This window comes from Isoptericola halotolerans (assembly GCF_003003075.1).
Taxonomy (GTDB): Bacteria; Actinomycetota; Actinomycetes; order Actinomycetales; family Cellulomonadaceae; genus Isoptericola; species Isoptericola halotolerans_A.
The window spans coordinates 142,609-161,795 of the sequence record NZ_PVTX01000002.1 but is presented as its reverse complement, the minus strand read 5'-3'; the positions used below and the strand labels follow the sequence as shown (position 1 = coordinate 161,795).

The 19,187-nt window shown below is 68.9% G+C and carries 8 protein-coding genes; all 8 read right to left on the bottom strand.

The window, feature by feature from the left end; all coding sequences use genetic code 11:
• Window positions 1-6: 6 nt before the first annotated feature.
• Entirely contained in the window at window positions 7-5,178 is a 5,172-nt protein-coding gene (locus tag BCL65_RS04045) for an AAA domain-containing protein (protein ID WP_106265455.1), read from the bottom strand.
• Window positions 5,179-5,278: 100 nt separating this feature from the next.
• On the bottom strand, window positions 5,279-10,195 hold the full coding sequence (locus BCL65_RS04040; RefSeq protein ID WP_106265453.1) for a restriction endonuclease subunit M: 4,917 nt from the start codon (window positions 10,193-10,195) through the stop codon (window positions 5,279-5,281).
• Window positions 10,195-13,221, bottom strand: a complete 3,027-nt coding sequence (locus BCL65_RS04035; protein ID WP_106265452.1) for an SNF2-related protein — start codon at window positions 13,219-13,221, stop codon at window positions 10,195-10,197. The genes BCL65_RS04040 and BCL65_RS04035 overlap by 1 nt, the downstream gene beginning before the upstream one ends.
• 202 nt (window positions 13,222-13,423) lie before the next feature.
• The gene (locus BCL65_RS04030; RefSeq protein ID WP_165799914.1) at window positions 13,424-14,413 is read right to left on the bottom strand and encodes an HNH endonuclease; all 990 of its coding nucleotides are present in this window, start codon (window positions 14,411-14,413) and stop codon (window positions 13,424-13,426) included.
• A gap of 28 nt (window positions 14,414-14,441) precedes the next feature.
• A complete protein-coding gene (locus BCL65_RS04025; RefSeq protein WP_106265449.1) occupies window positions 14,442-14,684 on the bottom strand; it encodes a hypothetical protein in 243 nt (80 codons plus the stop codon).
• Between the two features lie 108 nt (window positions 14,685-14,792).
• Window positions 14,793-15,950 carry a Fic family protein gene (locus tag BCL65_RS04020; RefSeq protein ID WP_243400766.1) on the bottom strand — a complete coding sequence of 386 codons (1,158 nt, stop codon included), beginning with the start codon at window positions 15,948-15,950 and terminating at the stop codon, window positions 14,793-14,795.
• A gap of 176 nt (window positions 15,951-16,126) precedes the next feature.
• On the bottom strand, window positions 16,127-17,410 hold the full coding sequence (locus BCL65_RS04015) for an ATP-binding protein (RefSeq protein WP_106265447.1): 1,284 nt from the start codon (window positions 17,408-17,410) through the stop codon (window positions 16,127-16,129).
• Between the two features lie 342 nt (window positions 17,411-17,752).
• A complete protein-coding gene (locus BCL65_RS04010) occupies window positions 17,753-19,129 on the bottom strand; it encodes an NAD(P)-binding protein (RefSeq protein ID WP_106265445.1) in 1,377 nt (458 codons plus the stop codon).
• Between the last annotated feature and the right edge of the window lie 58 nt (window positions 19,130-19,187).

The following is a 19,187-nucleotide window of genomic DNA, read 5'->3' as shown; positions in this document are numbered from 1 at the left end:
GCTCCTTCATCGTTGCGCTGACCGCAAGTGGCCGGGGAACCAGTTTTCGGGTGCCACGCGCATCACGAACGCGGGGACTCTGTCCTGGTACGTGACGAGAATGCCCGAGTCGTCGATCTTGAACGTGCCGCCGCTGGGCCGTGCGCGTCGCATAGCCTCGATGACAGGGCGTGCGGCGACCTCACCGATCGCCGACTCAAGGTCCACGCCACCGTCCCGGGGGCGTACGGAACCCGTGTAGTCGAGCTGGTAGCGCTGACCGGTGTGCCAGGCGTTCTCGATCTCGGCGAGCGACGGGGGAGTCGTTGCCGCAAGGTCGGGTGCCGTTCTCTGTGCCACCGAGTTGTCGGGAAGGGCGAGGGGCTCCTGGGCCTCCGTAGAAACCTGTTCCGATCGCCGGGCGTGGGCCTCGTCGTAAGCTCGCCGGACCTCCGGAGAGAGGCGACCACGGTCACCGACGGCGACCCCGTTCGCGCGTGCCCACTGTCGGATGACGGATGGCGGCACCTCGGCCGACGCCGAGGACGTGCGAGCGCTCGGGCTACGAGAGGGCGCAGCGGATGCCACTGCGATGTTGTGTGGTTCCTCGGAGTTCGGACTCTTCGGATCCTCTGCCGCGGCGACATCTTCACTGTCGCTCCGCTTGGTCGGAGCAGATTCGGCTGCCTGCTCTGCCTCGCGTTCCAGCTGAGCAAGTCGTTCGGCCGCGCGCTTCGCGTCCTGAGCACGGCGCCGCTCCTCGTTCTCCACGGCGCGCTCCTTCATCCCGTCGAGACGCTCCCAGAGGGGCTGCATGGCAGCATCGGGGTCGAGGTAGTAGGCAGAGGCCCGAACCCGCCAGAAGCTCCAGCCGAGTCGCTCGAGCACTCGTTGGCGTCGAACGTCCTCGTCCCACTTGTCGGGGCCGTGGAACGAGTCGCCGTCGCACTCGACGGCGAGCCGTTCCCCCTCGCCGACGGTCACCATGAAGTCGATGCGGTAGGCGCCGACCTTGTGCTGAGGAGCGACGTCATAGCCCCGTTCGAGCATCTGAGCGAGGACGTCACGCTCGAACTTTGACTCGGTGAGCTCGTACAGGTCGGTCGGGTCGACACGCCGTCCCGCGTCCCGTACGTGCTCGACGAGGTGGCGCCGTTGATCGTTGTGGTTGAGCGTCGACGGGTCGACGCTGTAGAAGACCCACAGCTGGTCCTGGGCTCGTGACGCTGCGACGTTTGCCCACTGCTCGTGCATCGTCCGTGTGGCGGCGAAGGAGTCGTCGTCGGCGACGACCGAGATGAAGACGATGTTGCGTTCGTCGCCCTGGAACACCGGAGGGTTGCCGACCCGTAGGTGCCGACGCTCGTACTCTTCTGTGCCGAGGCGCTCGACCAGCATGCTCTCGATGATCTGAGCCTGTGGACCGCTCATCATCGTTACGACGCCGAACGTGAGGCCGTCGTAGTGCGGGTCGGCGGAGCACTCGGCGATCTGCTCGACCAGGACTTCGGCCTCTCTTCGGTTGGTCCGGTGCGAGCCGGTGCGCACGGACGCTCCGTCAGCCACGTGGACGGCCCGGAGGGGCCCACCGATCTGCGGAACGGTGACCTCACGCAGGGGCAGCACCTTGCCGTTGTAGTAGCGGTTGGAGAACGAGATGATCTCCGGCACGCAGCGGAAGTGCTCACGCAGGAGGATCGTGGACGGGAAGGCGCGGCCGGAGATGGAGTAGAGGGACTCGTCCATCGTGAGCAGCGACTTGTCGTGCAGGTCCGCGATGAACTGGCTCTGCAGGTCGAAGATGCGGTCGGTCTTCACGCCCACAGCCTGGGGCGAGGTCTGCTTGTCGTCGCCGACGACGACGGACTTCTCACCGAGCGCGAGCACTCCCAGGGAGAGCAGGTCGCACTGGGACGACTCGTCGACGATGACGACGTCGAACGGTTCGGAGACCCTGGGGTCGAAGTTCTCCAGCACGCGATAGATCGGCATGATCCAGACCGGAACCGAGCCCATAGCCTCGGGCAGCGCTGCCCGGGCCTGGGCGAGGAATCGTGGCGCGTTCTTCCCCGTACCTTTGCCGGCGCGGCGGGTGGCCTCGAGCCACGTGCCGAGCGCCTTGCGCTGGCGGTCCTTGGTGTTCTGCATGAGGCGGAGCCGCGCTGACCTGCTGGCGAGATCAATGATGAGCAGGCGGAGGTCGGCGGCCTCCTCGTGAGCGCGTTCCATCAGGCGCGAGACGTCCGACTCGCTGTGCAGGGTCGTCAACCATGATCTTGCGGCAGCGACGGTCCAGGCCGAGGCGGCATCATGCGGGTCGCCGACGACGGAGGTGTCACCGGCGGAGGCGAGGATCGAGCGGGCCCACAAGGGTGCTCCAGCATCCGCCAGGCGGGTGAGGAGCTCGGCGCGGCGGTGGACGCGAGGGCGGACTGTCAGGAGCCTGCTCGATTCGGCCTGAACTTGTTCCCAGCGGCCCGGCTCTCTGGCCGCTAGAGCTGATCCGAGGGCTCCCCAGAGCTCCGAGGACTTCTCCTGGGTGGAGCGCTGGTCAAGGTCGACCGCCAGCTGGTGGAGTCGAGCGCTGAGCTCGCGCTCTTCCAGGCGCGCTGCCGCCGACGACAGGAGTTCCCCTGTTCGCTGCAACGACTGCACCGAACCCGCCGGATCGGCAAAGGACGTCAGCGGGGCGAGCGTCCCGGCCAGTCCTGGATGGACGGAGCTCCACCACCGGTGGACGGACACCACGCGTTGCGCGAGCTGCTCTGCTTCGAACTGGAAGGCCGTCCCCTGGTCGGGGAGGGGGATGTTGAAGGGTTCGTAGGCGCTGGCCATGAGTCGCCGCACCTCGACCAGCATGGCGCGGAGGCGAACAGCCCAGGCGACGAGATCGACCTGTTGGGCTGTTCTCACGGGGTATCCGCTGACCTTGACCTGGTTGCTGAGCTCCTTGAGGTCCCGTGCGCCGACCAGAGGGAGCTTCTTTCCGGCGGCGAGCCGTTCGGACCACTGCCGGAGGAGGGGAAGCTGGATGTGAGGGTCCCCGTCAGGGACCTCGATCTCGTGTCCTGCGGTCTGTGACTTCATGGCGCGCGCCTCGGCGAGCTTCGCACCCACGGCGTGGTTGTGCTCAATCGTGAAGGCCACCGCCGGGTTGCCGTGGAGGATCCCCTGAGCAAGTCGTGTCTCCCAGTCCCCGCCCAAGGTCTCGAGCGCCTGCGCCTCCTGGCGCGCAGACTGAGCGGTGGCTTCGAGGGCCGAGTGGCTCAGGCGGTCGACGGCTTCGATGCGCAGACCACCGGATTCGAGGGACGTGACCGTCGTCTGGAGCTCGTCGATACGGTCGAAGAGCTGACGCAGCTGAGCGCCTGCGGGCAACCAGTTCTCGTCCGGTAGGTCGAGACCCGCGCGCTCGGCGTCCCCAGGGTCGATCGTCTGGGCGAGGTCCTGCAGCTCGATCAGCTCGTCCGGGTTGAGCGGGATGCGCGACTGCGCCGGCACCCGGTCGGGGATCACGTCGATGCCGCGCCGCGAGGTGACCCACTCGGCAAGCTGGGGCGCGCGCACGGGCCCGGCGGGAAGCGGGTACTCGCGCTGCTCGCTGCGTAGGGCCTCGATGAGTGCCAGGTCCGTTCGGCGCAGGTTCTCGCGAACCTGGTCGATCTTGTCGCCCAGCTCGGAGATCCGCTTCTCCTCGCGCCGCGGGTCGATCGACGAGAGGGAGTCCTGCATGGATTGGGCTGAGCTGCGGAGGTCCTCCATGGCGGCGGGTGTCGATCCGAGGACGGCGACGGAGAGGTCACGAAGCTGTTCGGGGATCTTGTCCCGCAGCACCCGCAGGGCTTGATCGTTCTGGGCCGTCACCAGTACGCGCTTGCCCTGCGCCACGAGGTGCGAGAGAAGGTTGACGATCGTGTGCGACTTGCCGGTTCCGGGCGGGCCCTGCACGGTCACACCGCGTGAGTGCGAGAGCTGGCGCGCGATCCGTTCCTGGTCCTCGTTCGTCGGCAGCGGCATGAGCAGACGGCGGGCCGTGCCGTCATCGGTGTCGACGTCGTGCCCGAGGGCGCGCAGCGCATGATCGACGATGTCCTTGTCGGCGACGACGGATGCCAGAGCGTCCGGCACCCGCTCTGTCTCGCGAAGCTTGTCGGAGAGCTCGTCGTAGAACCGCTCCTGACGTAGTGGGCGTTTGCGAAGCATCAGGACCCAGCCCTCGTTGAGGACCGGCTTGCCTGTGGCGGGCGCAGGATCGGTGCTGCTACTGAGCGTCGCGTCCTGACCGAGAGGAAAGACGATCTGTCCCCGGACACCAGCGATCTCTTCAGGAGACCAAGGGTCCGGCGGAGTCTCCTGCACCTTGGCACGGAGGGCGACGAGCCCTTCGAAGCCGCTGAGGCCGGTGCCCTCGAGGGCATCGAGCTCCAGCTCGACGGTACGTTCTGGCGTGACCCGGATCGAGCCGTCGTTGTCGTCCATCTCGACGACGACCGGAGCGGTCAGCAACGGTGCGACGACGCCGACCCCTTCTCCTCGGTAGGAGATGACTGAGTGGCCCCAGACCACCTCGTACTGGTCCTGCTCCGCCTCGGCACGCAGGTGGAGGCCGTAGAGCTTGCCGTAGAGGGCTCGTGCGGCGAGGTCTGGTGTGACGACCGCGACCCAGTTCTGCCACGTGGTCGAGAGCCATGCAGAGAACTTCTCGTCGAGCTCTTCTCGGAGGATCGCCCGCTGCTCGTCGACGTCGGGGACTTCGGTGGCGGGCTCGTCCTCGTCCTCGGCTTCAAGGTCGGGCCGCGCTTCCGGTTCCTGGGCATCTGCGTCGAGCTGCGCTTCCTCGTCCGGGTCCGGGACCTGCGCGCGGAGCCATGCGTCGACAGCTTCGGGTCGAAGTCGTGGCTGGTCCGTTGGTTCAGCGATCGACCTGGCGTCCAGGAGTGGCTGGAGGTCCTCGGGAACCGTCACCTGCGCAGGTTGAGGAACGCGCTTCACCTGCAGCCACGAGAGTCGCTCCTGCGTCGGCCCCGCCAGGACCGCGCGGTGGGACGGTACGTCGGCCGGCCAGAGGGTGAACTCGTGATGTCGCACGTCCCGGACGGGCGCAGGGCCGACCTCACGCGCGACGGCTGACAGGTAGGCCAACAGGCGGGAACTCTGATCGACCACCCGGTAGTGCGCGTCAGTGTTCGTCTGGCTCACGGGTATGTCCTTCGTGCTGTTCTCATCGTGCTCGAGTGATTCGCTCTCCGACCATCATCGGAGATAGATGCCGCCGCCGTCATCAGGAGTTTCGGGCGGCTCATGCCTTCGCCTCGTCAGTCGACGAGCCAGCGAGGCGGGACTCGAAGGCGGCATAGGCCTGGCGCATGTGGGCCTCGCGGTCGAGGGTCTCGAAGGGGAGCTCGTAGGAGTAGTCGACGCCGCTGCCAGGGTGGGTGGCGGTGAGGTCCTCGTCGGAGTAGCGGCCGTCGTTGCCGCCGCGCTTGCGCCACGTGGTCAGCACGGTGTTGGGGACGATGCGGCCGTTGGCGTCGTAGTGGTCGCGGTTGCGGTCGTAGCCGTAAAGCACCGGGAACTGGGTGCGGTAGATCGTGCACAGCTCGTCGGCGGTCAGGCCCAGGGAGAGGGCGACCAGGGCGTCGATCTCCAGCATCGCCTGACGGCGGTCCTCGGCCCGGCGCAGCGGCATGTCCGGGGTCCACTCCGGCCCGACATCGCCGAGGTCGACCCAGCCGGTGCGCTCCGGTAGACCGGTCCACAAGTCCTCTCGGAACGTCGATTCGTAGCACTCGGCCCACAGATCGGCATAGGCATCGGTGACGCAGTTGAGGCGTAGGGCACGGAGTGCGATCGCCATTCCCCAAGGGCCGCTAACGACCTCGGCCAGGGCTGAAACCGTCGACATCAGGATGTTGGCCTTGGGTGCGACACGGACCGTGAAGTCCGAGAGGAGCGAAGCCAGAGACCCTGCACACACGACGAGATCACGTTGGCTGCCGCGCGGAGAACCCACGCAAGTCAGGCCGTGTGTGGGCGCACAGTCTCGCGGGATGATTGCCGGGATTAAGGTTCGCTCACCGGTGTTTGCAGCCATCTTCCGCCAGGCGATCCGATAAAATGCCCTTGACGAGATGGTTTCGGTGCGGACGGCGGTGCCGTCGGCGAGGGTGGCGGTCTCGACGTCGCAGATGTACTTCGGGTCGACCGCAGGGATGTCATCGACGGGGTTGCCGTCCGGACCGAGCACGACGTCGCGGGTCCAGTGCGTGTACGCCGCGTCGTAGGCAGCCCGGTCGCCTCGCGGCTTGTACGACGTCGCCGGGATCGCGCGAGGCGCGAGCTCCTCGAGGTCGACCACCGACCAGTCGAGGTTGCTCTTCATCGACTCGTTGGGCGTCTTGTAGGCGGGGTTCGCCACGTGCAGGTGGGGGCCTTGAAGGATGGCATCGCCCCACGAGTCCGCGATATCCCACTCCTTCCCGAAGTAGCCCTTCTTGAAGTCCGTGGTCTCGTTCCAGCCCTGGGAAAACTCGAGGGCGAGCGATCCGATGCGCGGCGCCTCGGCGACCTTGTCGAGCACCGAGATCGTCGCGCGGTTGACCGCATAGACCATGCGGGTCTGGGTCATCGGCACGTTCGCGTTTTCCAGGACGGCGTGCCAGGTGCTGAGCACCGTCTTGTCGACGCTGATGATTCGGTCGCGGTGCGGCCGCACATCCCAGCGGCCGTCCGGGTCCTTCAGGCCAGGTTCCTCACCGGTGCCGTCGTGCATAGCCGAGCGGTCGACTGTGTCGGGGTGATAGAGAGATGCCGCCTGGAGGAAGTGAGGAGTTCGCTCGGCACCGTAGACGTGTATCCCGTAGCTGACGAGGTGGTGAATCTCGAAGAGCTGCAGTTCGTTGATGAACTGCCAGTGCCGACGCAAGCGTCCGTAGGCCGCACCTCGGAGCGGTCCGGCCTTCTCGTCCGTGAAATGCGTCTCCGGGTGGATGAGTCCGACCGCCCCGGATGCCGAGTGGTGACGCCAGGTCTGCTCCATGAAGCAGCGGTAGAGATCGGGACGGAGACCCGCGAGGTGCGGAAAGTCGGGAACGCTAGATGCCGCCTCGCGCGTACCGATCGTGGCGATGAGCGAGTCGAGGTAGAAATCTCGCGCCGCCGCGTTCGCGAGCGTTGTGGATCGCAGCTCGTTGGCGCGGGCGGTCGCGATCTTGCCCTCTAGCGCGAAGGCGATCTCGTACTCGGCGAGCGACGCCGCCTCGTCGAAGTCCGGCCGCACCCACGGCGGGTTGCCCACTTGCAGGTCGAAGCCGCCCCGCGCGGCGAACACCGGCGCGAAGTCGAGCTCCCAGTGGAAGAAGCCCTGCCGCTCGGCCACCTGCTGGCACACGCGTAGCCACGGATGGTCAGCCAGCACCCGCTCGGGCGCGACCGCGCCGGCGAAGGAGAGCTCAAGTTCCTCGGTCTCGTTGAGCTGGTCCCAGTCCGCCGTGGAGGCGAACGTCTGGTCGCCACCGCGCCACGCCTTGCCGTGACCGGTAGCACCGGTCTCGGTGTGGACGCCGAGCACAGCGCGGAGCCCGGCGGTCCACTCGTCCAGGTTCGGCGGCTCCACGACGCCGGCCTCAGCCGAGTCCCCGGCGGGGTTAACCCGGGTTAACCCCTCCGTCAGCGGCCAGAACCACAGCGCGCACCAGGCGTCCATCACCAACCGCAACCGCCGGTAAGCACCCCGAGCATCGGCAAGCGCCGCCTCGATCTGCTCGCGGGTCACCTCGCCGCCGACGGGCAGGTCATCGGCGCCCCAGACATCGAGCGACCGCCGGATCTGCTGCTCGGCGATCTCGAGGCGTCGGTGCGCGAGGTCCCAGAGCACCTCGACCCGGTGGCCGAGCTTCACCAGCTCGTCGGCCTGCTTCTTCGACGGAGTGACGAGCACGGACTTGCGCCAGGCCTTGAGCCGCGCGAGCGCCTCGGGGGCGAGCTCCTTGGCTTCCTTGGCCTCGACGGCGCTGCCCCATCCTGCGGCGGGCAGCAGGAAGTGGTGGATCCGGCCGCCCACGACGCCGAGCGAGCTGGTGCGCCCGGCCGCACGATCGCCGTCGGACGGCGCGAGCGGGACGTCCGCGGGCACGGACTGGAGCCACGCCTTCTTGGCGAGCTGGTCGCGCCGGTACACGGCCCGCCGTGCGCCGATGAGGGAGTTGCCGCGCCGCAGGTGCAGGCCGAACCAGGGGGCGCTAAGCCCCTTGCCCATGGTGTCGAGCCACAGGGAGATCTCGGCGAGCTCCACGGCGGTGCCGTTGAGGTCCACCCCGTACACGTTGTGCAGGGCGATGTACGCCTTGACCTTCTGCAGCTCGCGCGCGTACTCGTCCGGCTCGATCTTCACGCCGGTCTCGGCCTGGCGGCGCCGGAGGTACGCAGCAGCGAGCTGGCGCACCGCCTCGATGGCGAATGCGCCGGACCCGAGGGCCGGCTCGCAGACGGTGAGGTCGAGGATCTCGCGAGCCGAGAGCTTGCGCGGGATCTCACGGCCCTTCCATTCCACGGACTCGGGGTCCGGGTCGTCCGGCCCGATGAGCTCGACGAGCGCTTGGGAGACGGTGAACCGGGTCAGCACCTCGGGCGTGTAGTACGACGCCGACTGCTGCCGCTCGCGCCCCGCGAGCCGGAACACGAACGTGCCCTGCTCGTGCACCACGGGCTTCGGCTCGCCGGTCACCGGGTCGTCGAACGTCACAAAGTCCTTCGGGGCGATGCCCTGTGACCGCACGACCGGGACCACCCAGGAGCCCTTCTCGGCGTTGCCGTCCTTGGCGACCTCGTGCAGGTCCTCCGTGGCGAAGAAGCCCGTGTAACTCATGAGGCCCTCGTACACCGCGCCGAGCTGGTTGATGCCGAGCTCGGCGTACGAGATGAACCCGCGGTCCTTGCCCCGCGACTCCTTGCTTAGCAGCAGGTGGCGCAGCACCTGCTGCAGGGCCGCGTTCCCGAGCCCGACGGCGTCGATCAGCGCCGTCGCCTCCGGTCGGAACAGGTCGGCCTTGAGCGGGGTGAAGGTCAGCCCGGCATCGCCCGCCTCGGGGCCGGTGCCGCCGCCGTCGTGCCCCGTGTCGACCATGCGGAACAGCGTGCCGAGCGAGGCGTACAGGTGCGTGCCGTGCTCGGCCGCCGGGCCGGGGAGCTCGACCAGCGTCAGCTCGCGCAGGCGGTCGAGGCTGTAGCCGCGCTCGTAGACCGGCGCGCCGACGGGCAGCACGCCGAGCTCGGGGGAGGCCTCCGCGTACAGCAGGAACAGCACGCGGTACAGGTAGCGCAACGACTGCCGCGCGAGGTTCTGCGCCTCCGCCTGCGGCAGCGGCTCGAGCCCCTGGGCGGCACGGCGGCGGACCACCTCGTTGGCGATGATCTCGATGGACAGGCGCACGCCCTCGCGCAGGTCCTTCGAGACGCCCACGGTGTGCTTGACCGACTCCTCGAGCACACCGGGCCACCAGAGGTTGCCCTCGGGGTCCGGGGCGAGCGAGGCCGCCTCGACGCACGTCAGCGCGCGGTCGGTCTCGCCACCGCGCTTGTCGTCGGCGCGCTCGGCGACGAGCTGCAGGTCGACGGCCAGGTACCGGCCCTCGGCCCAGCGGGCCTTCTCTGCCACCAGCAGCCAGCCGCCAGCCAGCACGAGCGCGTAGTCCGGCCCCTCGTCCTGGACGAACAGGTGCGAGAGCAGCCGGGCCACCGAGTAGATCTGGGTCTTCTCGTCAGCCTGGTACGGCTCCAGCAGGGTCCGGTCACCCCGTGCGGGCTTGGCCGGGTCGCCCTTGGCGAGCAGCGACTCGACGTCCTTGACCGCCACCGCCTCGACGAGCACCAGCGGTGCCTTCGCCTCCAGCCCCGTCGCGTGCACCCACTCGACCGGGCCCTCGCGCTTGGCCTGCAGGGCCGCCGTCGTGTAGCCAAGGACGGCGCGCAGCCGCTCGTACAGCTCGGGCAGCACGGCGAACCGGCCGCCCTCCTCGCCGAGCCCGGCGAGCGTCGAGAGCGATTCCGCCCGGGCCGCGACGAAGCGCGTGCGGGTCGACGGCGCGTCCGTGCCGCCGTCGTCCCATGCCTTGCGCCGTTCCAGGACCTTCGCCTGGAACGACTGCTTGCCGTCCGTGGAGAAGTAGTGCTCGCTGATCCAGTCCTCGCCGACGACGATCGCGTCACTGGCGGCCATCAGTTGTTCTCCTCGGTGCTGTGCGGCTCGGCTTCCGGCTCGGGAAGGTCGAGGCCGGGCGGGACGACGACGAGCAGCGGGCGGAGCAGGGTGCGCTCCGGCAGCATCTCGCGCGCCAGGCGCGACTCCTCGTCGATGTCGGACTGCCGGTTCGTGATGCCGGTCCGGGCGGCCCCCACCTCACGGCTGATGAGTGCGGTCGCCTCCATGCGCCAGTGCTGACTGCGTTTCAACCAGGCCTCGACCCGCTGCTGCGCGGCGAACTCGATCGAGGTGACCTGGTCGCCCACCGCGCTCTCCGCCGAGCGCACGGCCTGGCGCACGTACGGCTGGAGGCCCGATGCCCCGGCGACGCCGCCCTTGTTCGTGGCACCGAGGTGCAGCGCCTCGATCGCCGCTGCGGCGGACTCGTGCGGCTGCGGGAGCGCGAAGCCCGGGTTGTCGAGGTTCGGGAACGCCACCGTCTGGTACGACGTCGCCACCACCTGCCCGCGCACGTTGTACAGCGCGGCCTGGATGAGCACCGTCAACTCCTCGAGGTCGCCACGGACGGCGAAGACCTGGTTGCGGCCCAGCGACGCGAGCGCCCGGTCCGACGCCCACTCGACGACGGGGTGCAGGGGGCCGAGGAAGTGGGCCTCCGGCCACACCGACGTCGACTCCGCGCTGCGGGCATTGGCGAGCTCGCGGGTGCCCTGCGCCGTCGTCGTCGCCAACCGGAGCACCTCGGTGACGCGTCGGTCCGCGAGGTAGGACTGCGGGAGCACCTCGAGGCGCTGCCGCAGGTCCCGCGGGGGCTTGAGAGAGGCGACCGAGGCGTTCGCGGCCTTCTTCCACGCCACACCGTTCGAGGGCTCCTGCCCGGGTGTGGTGTAGATCTGCGTGAGGGCGTCCTCGAGGAACGCGAGGTCATCGTCGTACACCCCGGTGCGTCCGCCGGTGGGGGCCGCTGCTGGTGCGGGCGGTGCCTCGGTGCTCGCGCCGAGGTTCATGAGCCGGGCGAGCAGGCCGGCAGGGCCGTCGTCCGCCACGACCTCCTCGACCTCCTTGACGACGCTCTCCAGGGAGCGAGCCTGGCGGAGGACGTCGGCGATCGACTTCTCCTCGGCCGCCACCGAGTACTGGCCCATGAGCGAGGCGGTGTCCCCGAGCGCGTGGTGGGCATGGTGCTCACGCTCGACGAGGCGCGTCAGGACGCGCAGGTCGCCGCCGAACCGGCGCGTGCGCTGCGGGTCCAGCAGCAGCGTCGTGATCTGCGGCGCGTTCTTCTGCCCGTACCGGTCGATGCGGCCGTTGCGCTGCTCGATCCGGATGAGGGACCACGGGATGTCGTAGTGCACCAGGTGGTGGCAGTGGCTGTGGAGGTTCACGCCCTCTGACGCCACGTCGCCGGTGACGAGTACGCGGATGGGGGAGGAGGCGAGCTTGAAGGACTCGACGATCCGCTGCTGGTCGACGTCGGAGAGCCCGCCGTGCAGCACGGCCACGTTCTCCGGCTTGAGGCCGAGGTCCGTGACCAGCCGGCCCTGCAGCCAGCCCAGCGTCGCGACGCGCTCGGCGAAGACCACCGCGCGCATGTCGGAGCCCTTGCCGACGCCGATGCCGCGTAGATGGTCGCGCAGCGCGTCGTACTTCGCCGAGCGCTCGGTGAGCGAGCGGGCCGCGAGGTCGTGCAGGCGGGCCAGGGCGGTGCGCTCGGTGGCACGGGTCCCGGTGCCCGCGGTGGCTCGCTCGTCCGGGGTGCCGCCTTCGGCTGCGTCCGGCGTGACGAGCGACTCGTCGTCGTCGGAGGTCTCGGTGCCTGCGTCGAGCGCGCGCAGGCGCTTGCGCACGGACTCCTCCAGCGCGGCGGGCGACGAGAGGAACGCCTTGGCGAGGGTCCAGGGGAACAGCGTGGCACCGCCGCGGCCCGAGTACGGGGAAGTGCCGCGCGTGGGCCAGAGCCAGATGTCCTCCAGCTCGACGGCGATCTCCTCCTCGAGCGGCGAAGGGGTCACCAGGACGTTCTGCGGCTCCTTGCGCTCCGCCCAGTCCGCGCCCACCACCGAGGCGACCTCGGGCGAGTGCCGGTGGCGGCGCACGATGAGGCGCTTGACCTGCTCCTCGTCCAGCTCGACGCCGTCGGGCTTCACTGCCGACGGCTCGAGCATGCGGACCAGCGCCGCGAACGACCGCGGGTCGCCGTTGTGAGGCGTGGCCGAGGCCAGGACCATGGCGTCCGTCTGCCGGGCCAGCATCGAGGCGAGGCGGAAGTTCTGGGTCGAGGAGTTCGTGACGTTGTGCGACTCGTCGATGACGACGGCGTCCCACCGGTGACGGCGCAGGTGCGCCACGTACTTGTCGCTCTTGAGGGTGTCGATCGAGATGATGACGCGCTTGAAGAACGCGAACGGGTTGCGGTTCGCCGGGAGCTTCTGGCGGATGCGCTGGATGCCCGTGGAGTCGAGGCGCACGAACGGCAGCGCGAAGCGGGTCCACAGCTCGAACTGCATCTGCTCCAGCACGTGCTTGGGCGTCACCACCAGGATCCGCTCACCACGGCCCCGGCGGGCCAGCTCGGAGAGGATCATGCCGATCTCGAGCGTCTTGCCCAGGCCGACGGCGTCAGCCAGCAGGATGCGGGGGCGCAGGTTGTCCGGGTGGAGGGCCTTGCGCACCGCCTCGAACTGGTACGGCAGCGGGTCGGCCAGTGCGCGGTGCGCCGTCGTCAGCGCGTCCTCCGTGACCGGGACCGGCGTCTTGCGCAGCATCGCCTCCAGCCAGAGACGGGACTCGCGGTAGCGCGGGGACTCGTCCGCCACGACGGCGGCGTCGGCCGGGTCCGCGACGGCGACGTCTTCGATCGCGGTGGAGAACACGGCCTCCGTGTCCCGGACCAGGCCTGAGAGGCCGACCACATGAACGAAGTGGCCGTCCGCCGTCGGCTCCACCTGCGTGACGAGCCACTCCTCGTCGCGGATGACGACCGTGGATCCGGGAGCGGCGTCGAGCTCGGTGGTCCGTGGCGCCGTCGTCGGTGCTGTCACGCGTGTACCTCTCGGTGGTGCTTGCTACGTGGCGGGGTGCGCCCATTCTCGCCGCCCGGGACGCCGAGTGCCTCCTTCGCCCCAGCGGGAGGATCCGTTGCTCCTGGCACGGGAAGCGTAGCCGTCAAATGTAGGCAAAGTGACCGGCGCGGTGGGTGAAGTCGGCCGCCTCGCTGCGTCCGGCGGACGCCCAGAACCTCCTTCACGCAGAGGCTGGCGTGTTCACGAACACTCTGGTGCGATGCCACTCCATATAGGACTTACCCGGAGGGCGTCCGTTGTGCGGAACCGCTACGCGACCTCGGAGCTGCGGCGCGGTGAAGTAGACGCGCGCGGGAGGGTTCGCATCGATCGTGCGTGTCAACCGGTCGGAGACCCGAACGTCCAGATCGTCAGTGACAGTCAGCAACCCGGCGTCAAACGCCGCATCGTGGACCGGGCACGCAGCGAACCCGTTCGAGGCATCGAGCCGCTCACGAGCCTTGGAGTCCCGCCATGGCTTGATGTGGCTGGCGCGGAGAAGGGTCGGGCGCACCTCATCGTGCATAGCGAAGCCACAGAAGGCGCATTCGTGGGACCAGGAATCAAGGACCGAGGTAGCGAACCGATGCTGGCCCACCCTCAGCGAAGCGAGGATAAGACGCTCCGTCACGCGTTCCTCGACATCGTCGACCAGCCACTCGTGGATCTCGCGCTCGACCACGGACTCGAGCGCGCCGCCCGCAAGCTCATCTTGGCCCAGAAGCTCCAGATCGCGCCCGCTCTCCACGTCCAGGAAGTCGGGAAGCGTCGCGCTGTCGATGCCTGCCGTGCGCCCTGCGGCGAGGATGACTCGATAGAGGTCAGCCATCGCACGTGGGTCCGTCCGGAGGACAGATCCGACCAGAAGGTCGTTACTGGCACCGTGCGATCGGGACCCGTCCAGATTGTTCATCTTTGCGATGATGCTGGTCGGCGGGCGCTTCACGAGGCGCGCGAGCGACTGGACCGGCTCGGGAGCTCGGTGGGCACTGCTACTCCCGAACCTGGAGTGTTCCACGACGAACATCGCCGCGAGGCAGAGGAGTGTTTCCACCGGCACGAACGGGACCTGCTTGCCGGCCACCGGCCACGAACGCGCGAGGATGTCCTGCCATTGCTGAGCTGCCTGCGCTTGCGTCAGGTCGAAGTAGTCCGCCTGAGTGAATGCCATCGGCGACCTCCGGTTCGGCTCGTGCCACTCAGGGCAGGCTCCAGGGATCCCGGCTGCGGGGTGCCGTCTTTCGAAGGAGCCCTTCGTTGCGAAGCTGCTGGGCGGCCCAGCGGATGTCGTACTGCCAGGTGTAGAAGAGGCTTCCTGCAGCTCGAAGGTCAGACTCATGGCGTCGCCACACCACCTGCGAGACCTCGACGACCGTGCCACGACCGTTGAGCTCCTCGAGCGCCTCCAGGACCCACTCCCGAAGGATGTGCTTGTCTGCCATGGGCCCGAGCTTGGCAGCTCGGAGGGGCGCAGGCCACTCGCGTGAATGAGCTCTCGGGGTCGCGACCCACTGCAGATCAGCTACCTGCGTACAAGTGTGGGCGTCGTTCTACCTCCCGGCCCGCCGCCGCAACTCCACGATCAACCACGGATACGGATCCGCCAGCGCTGGCCGGTCAGCCCTGATCTCCTCCCCGAGCTCTCGCAACGCCCCGCTCGCCGTGTAGTAGCGCCCCCGCGTCTGCCCGTGGGCTTCGAGCAGGCCCGCCGAAACCAGCCCTCGCAGGTCGCGGCTCGCCGTCTGCTCCTCGACCCCGCTCTGCTTCACATAGGTCGGTCGAACGACGCGCAACCCGCGGACGGCGTCGAACAGGGCATCAGCGACGCGGGAATGCAGGCTGAACCGCGTGATGAGCTCGTCGAGCGCCACCCACGTTCGGTCGGCCTCGTCGAATCGGCGCTGCAGCGTCTGTGCCTGCATGTGGTGGGCGCGGAGGTTGAACTTGATCCACAGTCCGGCATCGTTCTGCGGATTCCAGGCGCCGGCGCCGGTCACCGCCAGGACGCGGTAGTAGTCGTCGGTGTTCTTGCCGAGCCATTCCTCGATGCTGGAAAACGTCGGTTCCAGCACACGGTCCTGGGCGAGCACCAGCGTCTGCAGCGCGCGTGCCATCCGCCCGTTGCCGTCCTTGAACGGGTGGATCATCACGAGGTTGAGGTGTGCCATGGCGGCGTCGACCAGGGTGTCGGTCCCGTCCGTCCGCAACGAGCCCACCAGCTCGTCAACGAGCTCCGTCACTGTCTCTGACGGCGGTCCCTCGTAGACGGTGACATCGGCCGCGTCGTCGCGCACGTAGATCGATCCCGGCCGGAACCGTCCCGGATCGACCGACAGGTCGTGTTCCATCAGCATGAAGTGCAACGACCGCAAGGTCTGGGAGTCCACGGCGAATCCGGGCTCGGGCGCCATCCTCAGGATGTACGTCATCATCCGGCGGTAGCCCAGGATCTCGGACCAGGTGCGCTGGTCTGCTGTCAGGGGAGGCTCGTCGTCGACAGCGGCCAGAGCGTCTTGGTCCGACACGGTGTAGCCCTCGATGGTGTTGGACCCTTGGATGGCGCGTGCCTGCGTGGTGCGGCGCATACCGCTCGTCCAGCGGCGCGGTGTGCGGAGCATTAAAGCGAGGGAGTCGCGGAGATCCTGGATCTCGGCGACGACTCCGGTGTCCTCGATGTCGATCTCGGGCGTCCGGTAGATGGTGGGCACGATCCGCTCCTCGCGTGACACGATGACTTAATCATAGTGTCACGGCCGCTCCCGATGACGCAATGATTAAGTCATAGTGTCATCCTGCGTTCGGCCCACCACCCGGCTGGCCCACCTGGGCGGTATCAACGCCTGACGCGCCGCTCCCCGTGTTTCGGTCGCGGTTGGGAGTTGCGTCAAGGCCCGAGCAGCGCCACCGGAACGACACCGACCCCGTCCGGGCGGCGGTAGGCATGTGAACCAGTGGTCACGACGACGGCGTCGACCAGGTCGTCGCCGAGCTTCTCGCGCAACCAGCGCAGGTGTCGAGCGTCGTCGGCGTCCACGGTGGTCGCCAGCTTGACCTCGATCGCCAGAACCTTGCCGTCTGGCCGCTGGATGATGATGTCAACCTCATGGTCGCCCTTGGCGGTGCGCAGGTGAAACACCTGCGCACGTGCGGCGTCGGAATATGTGCGCACGCTGGATGTCACGAGGTTCTCGAACAGTCGGCCGAGGACGGACTTGGTCGCCCCCTTGACCGGAGGCAGGGTCGTGGAGCCCGACTCGCCGCGCAGCAGGCGGGCCTCGTCCAGGTGCAGCAGGCGGGTCGCCAGGGCCGTGTCGGTCAGCTGGTGGGTCTCCTTCGAGGCCAGAGCAGGTAGGGCCGGATGTCCGGGCCAGGCAGGTACCGGCTCGAGCAGCCACAGGCTCTCCAGGGCCTCGCGCCACGCGATGATGGTGTTCTTGGAAGGCTGGGAGTCCTTGGCGAACGCCGCCGCAGCGACGATCTTTGTGTAGTCGGTCTGCGTGCAAGTCGCCGCCGCGTAGGCCGTCAGCCAGGACATCAGGGCGGCGGGCCGACGCACGGTATACCCCTGCTCGGGGAACTCCTTGGTCACGACGTTGTCGAGGTAGGCGTCGAGCTCGATCTCCCGCACTGGGGCGGGCAGAGTGCGCAGGTGGGGCAGTCCGGACGCGGTGATCTCCCGGACGTAGTCACGCAGGATCACTTCGGTGGCCCCCGCCAGTCCGGCTCCGCCCTCGAGCAGGTCGGCCAAGGACACGGATGGTTCCTGGAGTCTGCGCTCGGCGAGGCTCAGCGGGCGCATGCGCAGCGGCACGATGCGTCCGGCTCCGGAGTGGATCTGCGCGCCCTGGGGGACCGAGGACCCCGCAAGGATGAAGTGTCCGGGCGGGCTGCCAGCGTCCACGGCGCGTTTGACCATGTCCCACACGGCAGGCAATCGCTGCCACTCGTCGACCAGTACCGGGCCGGGCGCGCTGGTCAACACACCGGGGTCGGCGGCGACGATCTCGCGAACCTGGTCATCGGAGAGGTCGTAGACCGTACGGGCCCGTTGGCTCGCGGTGGCGGTCTTGCCCACCGCCTTGGGGCCCTGCAGGGCAAGAGCCCGCAGGTGAGGCTGAAAGTCGTCGAGGAAGCTGTCCACGACGCGCCGCGCGTACTGGCTGCTCACGCCGTCTATGCAACCTTCTCAACCAGTTCTAGTCAACGTTTCTGACGCTTCCTACTGAACTTTTCTTACCCGAGCGACTCGACGCCTCGCCGAGCCGAGGTCACCGTTCGGGTCGGCATCGGCCGCTGACGTGCTTCAACGCCATCGCCAGAGAGCGTAGGTCGGCAGCGCCGGATGCATTCGCCGACGGCGACGGCCTCACGTTCAGTCTGTGGACCAGATGCAGGGACTCGTGCGAGGCGCTCGTACTGCTGCGCGGCCGGCGTCTTGCCAGGTCATCGGCGTTCTCGCCGTTCTGCACGATGATTCTCGCCAATCCGCAGCGATCGCCGGCCACGCACCTCAGGCCCGGCCGAGCCGCACCATCCCCCGCACCCCGGCCTCCGACACCGCCTTGAACCGCGCGATCGCCGCGACCACCTCGTCCCGCTCCCGATCAGCCGCCGTCACCCGCGTGGGGTTCAGCGACGTCGAGTGCGACCACGCCGCCACGTCCGGCTCGGCCATGTAGGCCGCCGTCGCCAGGGCTCCGGCCGCCTGGATGCCGACCCACTCGGACGGAGTCGAGAACAGCGGGGTGGAGCGACACACTGCGTTGAGCTCCGCGTCGCTCCACGCCGGCCGCGTCGCCTCGACGTACCCCACCAGCGCCGCCCCGAAGCACGGGAACCCCGCCCGCACGGGCTGCAGCACCATCCGCCCGTCGGACCAGATCGGCACGGCGGGCCGCTGCCGCAACCCCTTCGCCGCACAGTGCACGGCGACGGCGCCCGCCCCGACCCGCACGTCCCCGCGCTCGAGCGACACCAGCCCCGGCGACACCCGCCGCACGTGCCCGAGCCGCACCACGTTCTCCACGGTCCGCAGCAGCTCGAGCTCCCAGCGCGCGAGCGTCGGCACGCGCGCCATGGTCGGCAGGACCCCACGATCAAGACGCAGCATCACGCCGTCGTCCTCGAGTCGCAGGAAGAACTCGTCCACCGAGGCCGCCGCGGCCCCCGCCTCCATCATCGACGCCGCCATCCCCAGGAAGATCGCCGGGTCCGGCTGCACCACGGCCCGGTCGAGCATCCACGGGTCGCGCGGCCGCACCCAGCAGATCGCGTCCGCAGACACCCCGCGCCCGAGCAGCCACACGATGGCATCGGTCGCCGTCTTCCCCGACCCGACCACCACGAACGACTCGGCCGACACGACCGACGGCAGCTCGCCCACCGGCACGCACGTCACGCCGTCGGACACCTCGAAGGGCGGCGGCTCCAGCGCGGGGATGCGTGGCGACAGGTACCGGGCGTCGACGACGCGCCGCCGGACGCGCACGTCCCGCTCGGCGCCGGATCCGAGCGCGACCACCCGTCCGTCGTCGGACACGTCATGGCCGCCGAGGAAGGTGAACCGCCCGCTGGGCTCGAACCGCTCGCGCCGCACGCGCTCGTAGTAGGCGCAGACCTCGGCGCCCGTGGCGCGCTCGCGCAGGCCGGCCTCCGGGCCGGACGTCTGGATCGCCCCGCCGAACGGCGTGGACGCCACCCCGTAGAACGGCGACGCCTGGTGCAGCCGGACGAACGGGTAGGCGTCGCGCCAGTGGCCGCCGACGTCGTCACGCCGGTCGACGAGCGTGACGTGCGCGTCGCTGTGGTCCAGCACCGCGTCGGTGAACGCCATGCCGGCGGCCCCCGCGCCGATCACGAGGTAGTCGGTCTCCAGGGCCTGCGCCATGAGGCCAGTGTCTCTCAGCGGGCCAGGTCGTGGAACGGCCCCGTCCAGGACCGCTCCA

Coding starts and splice junctions, on each gene's coding strand:
- BCL65_RS04040 (WP_106265453.1), bottom strand. CDS start 10,195: ATGGCCGCCAGTGACGCGATCGTCGTCGGCGAGGACTGGATCAGCGAG.
- BCL65_RS04030 (WP_165799914.1), bottom strand. CDS start 14,413: ATGGCATTCACTCAGGCGGACTACTTCGACCTGACGCAAGCGCAGGCA.
- BCL65_RS04025 (WP_106265449.1), bottom strand. CDS start 14,684: ATGGCAGACAAGCACATCCTTCGGGAGTGGGTCCTGGAGGCGCTCGAG.
- BCL65_RS04010 (WP_106265445.1), bottom strand. CDS start 19,129: ATGGCGCAGGCCCTGGAGACCGACTACCTCGTGATCGGCGCGGGGGCC.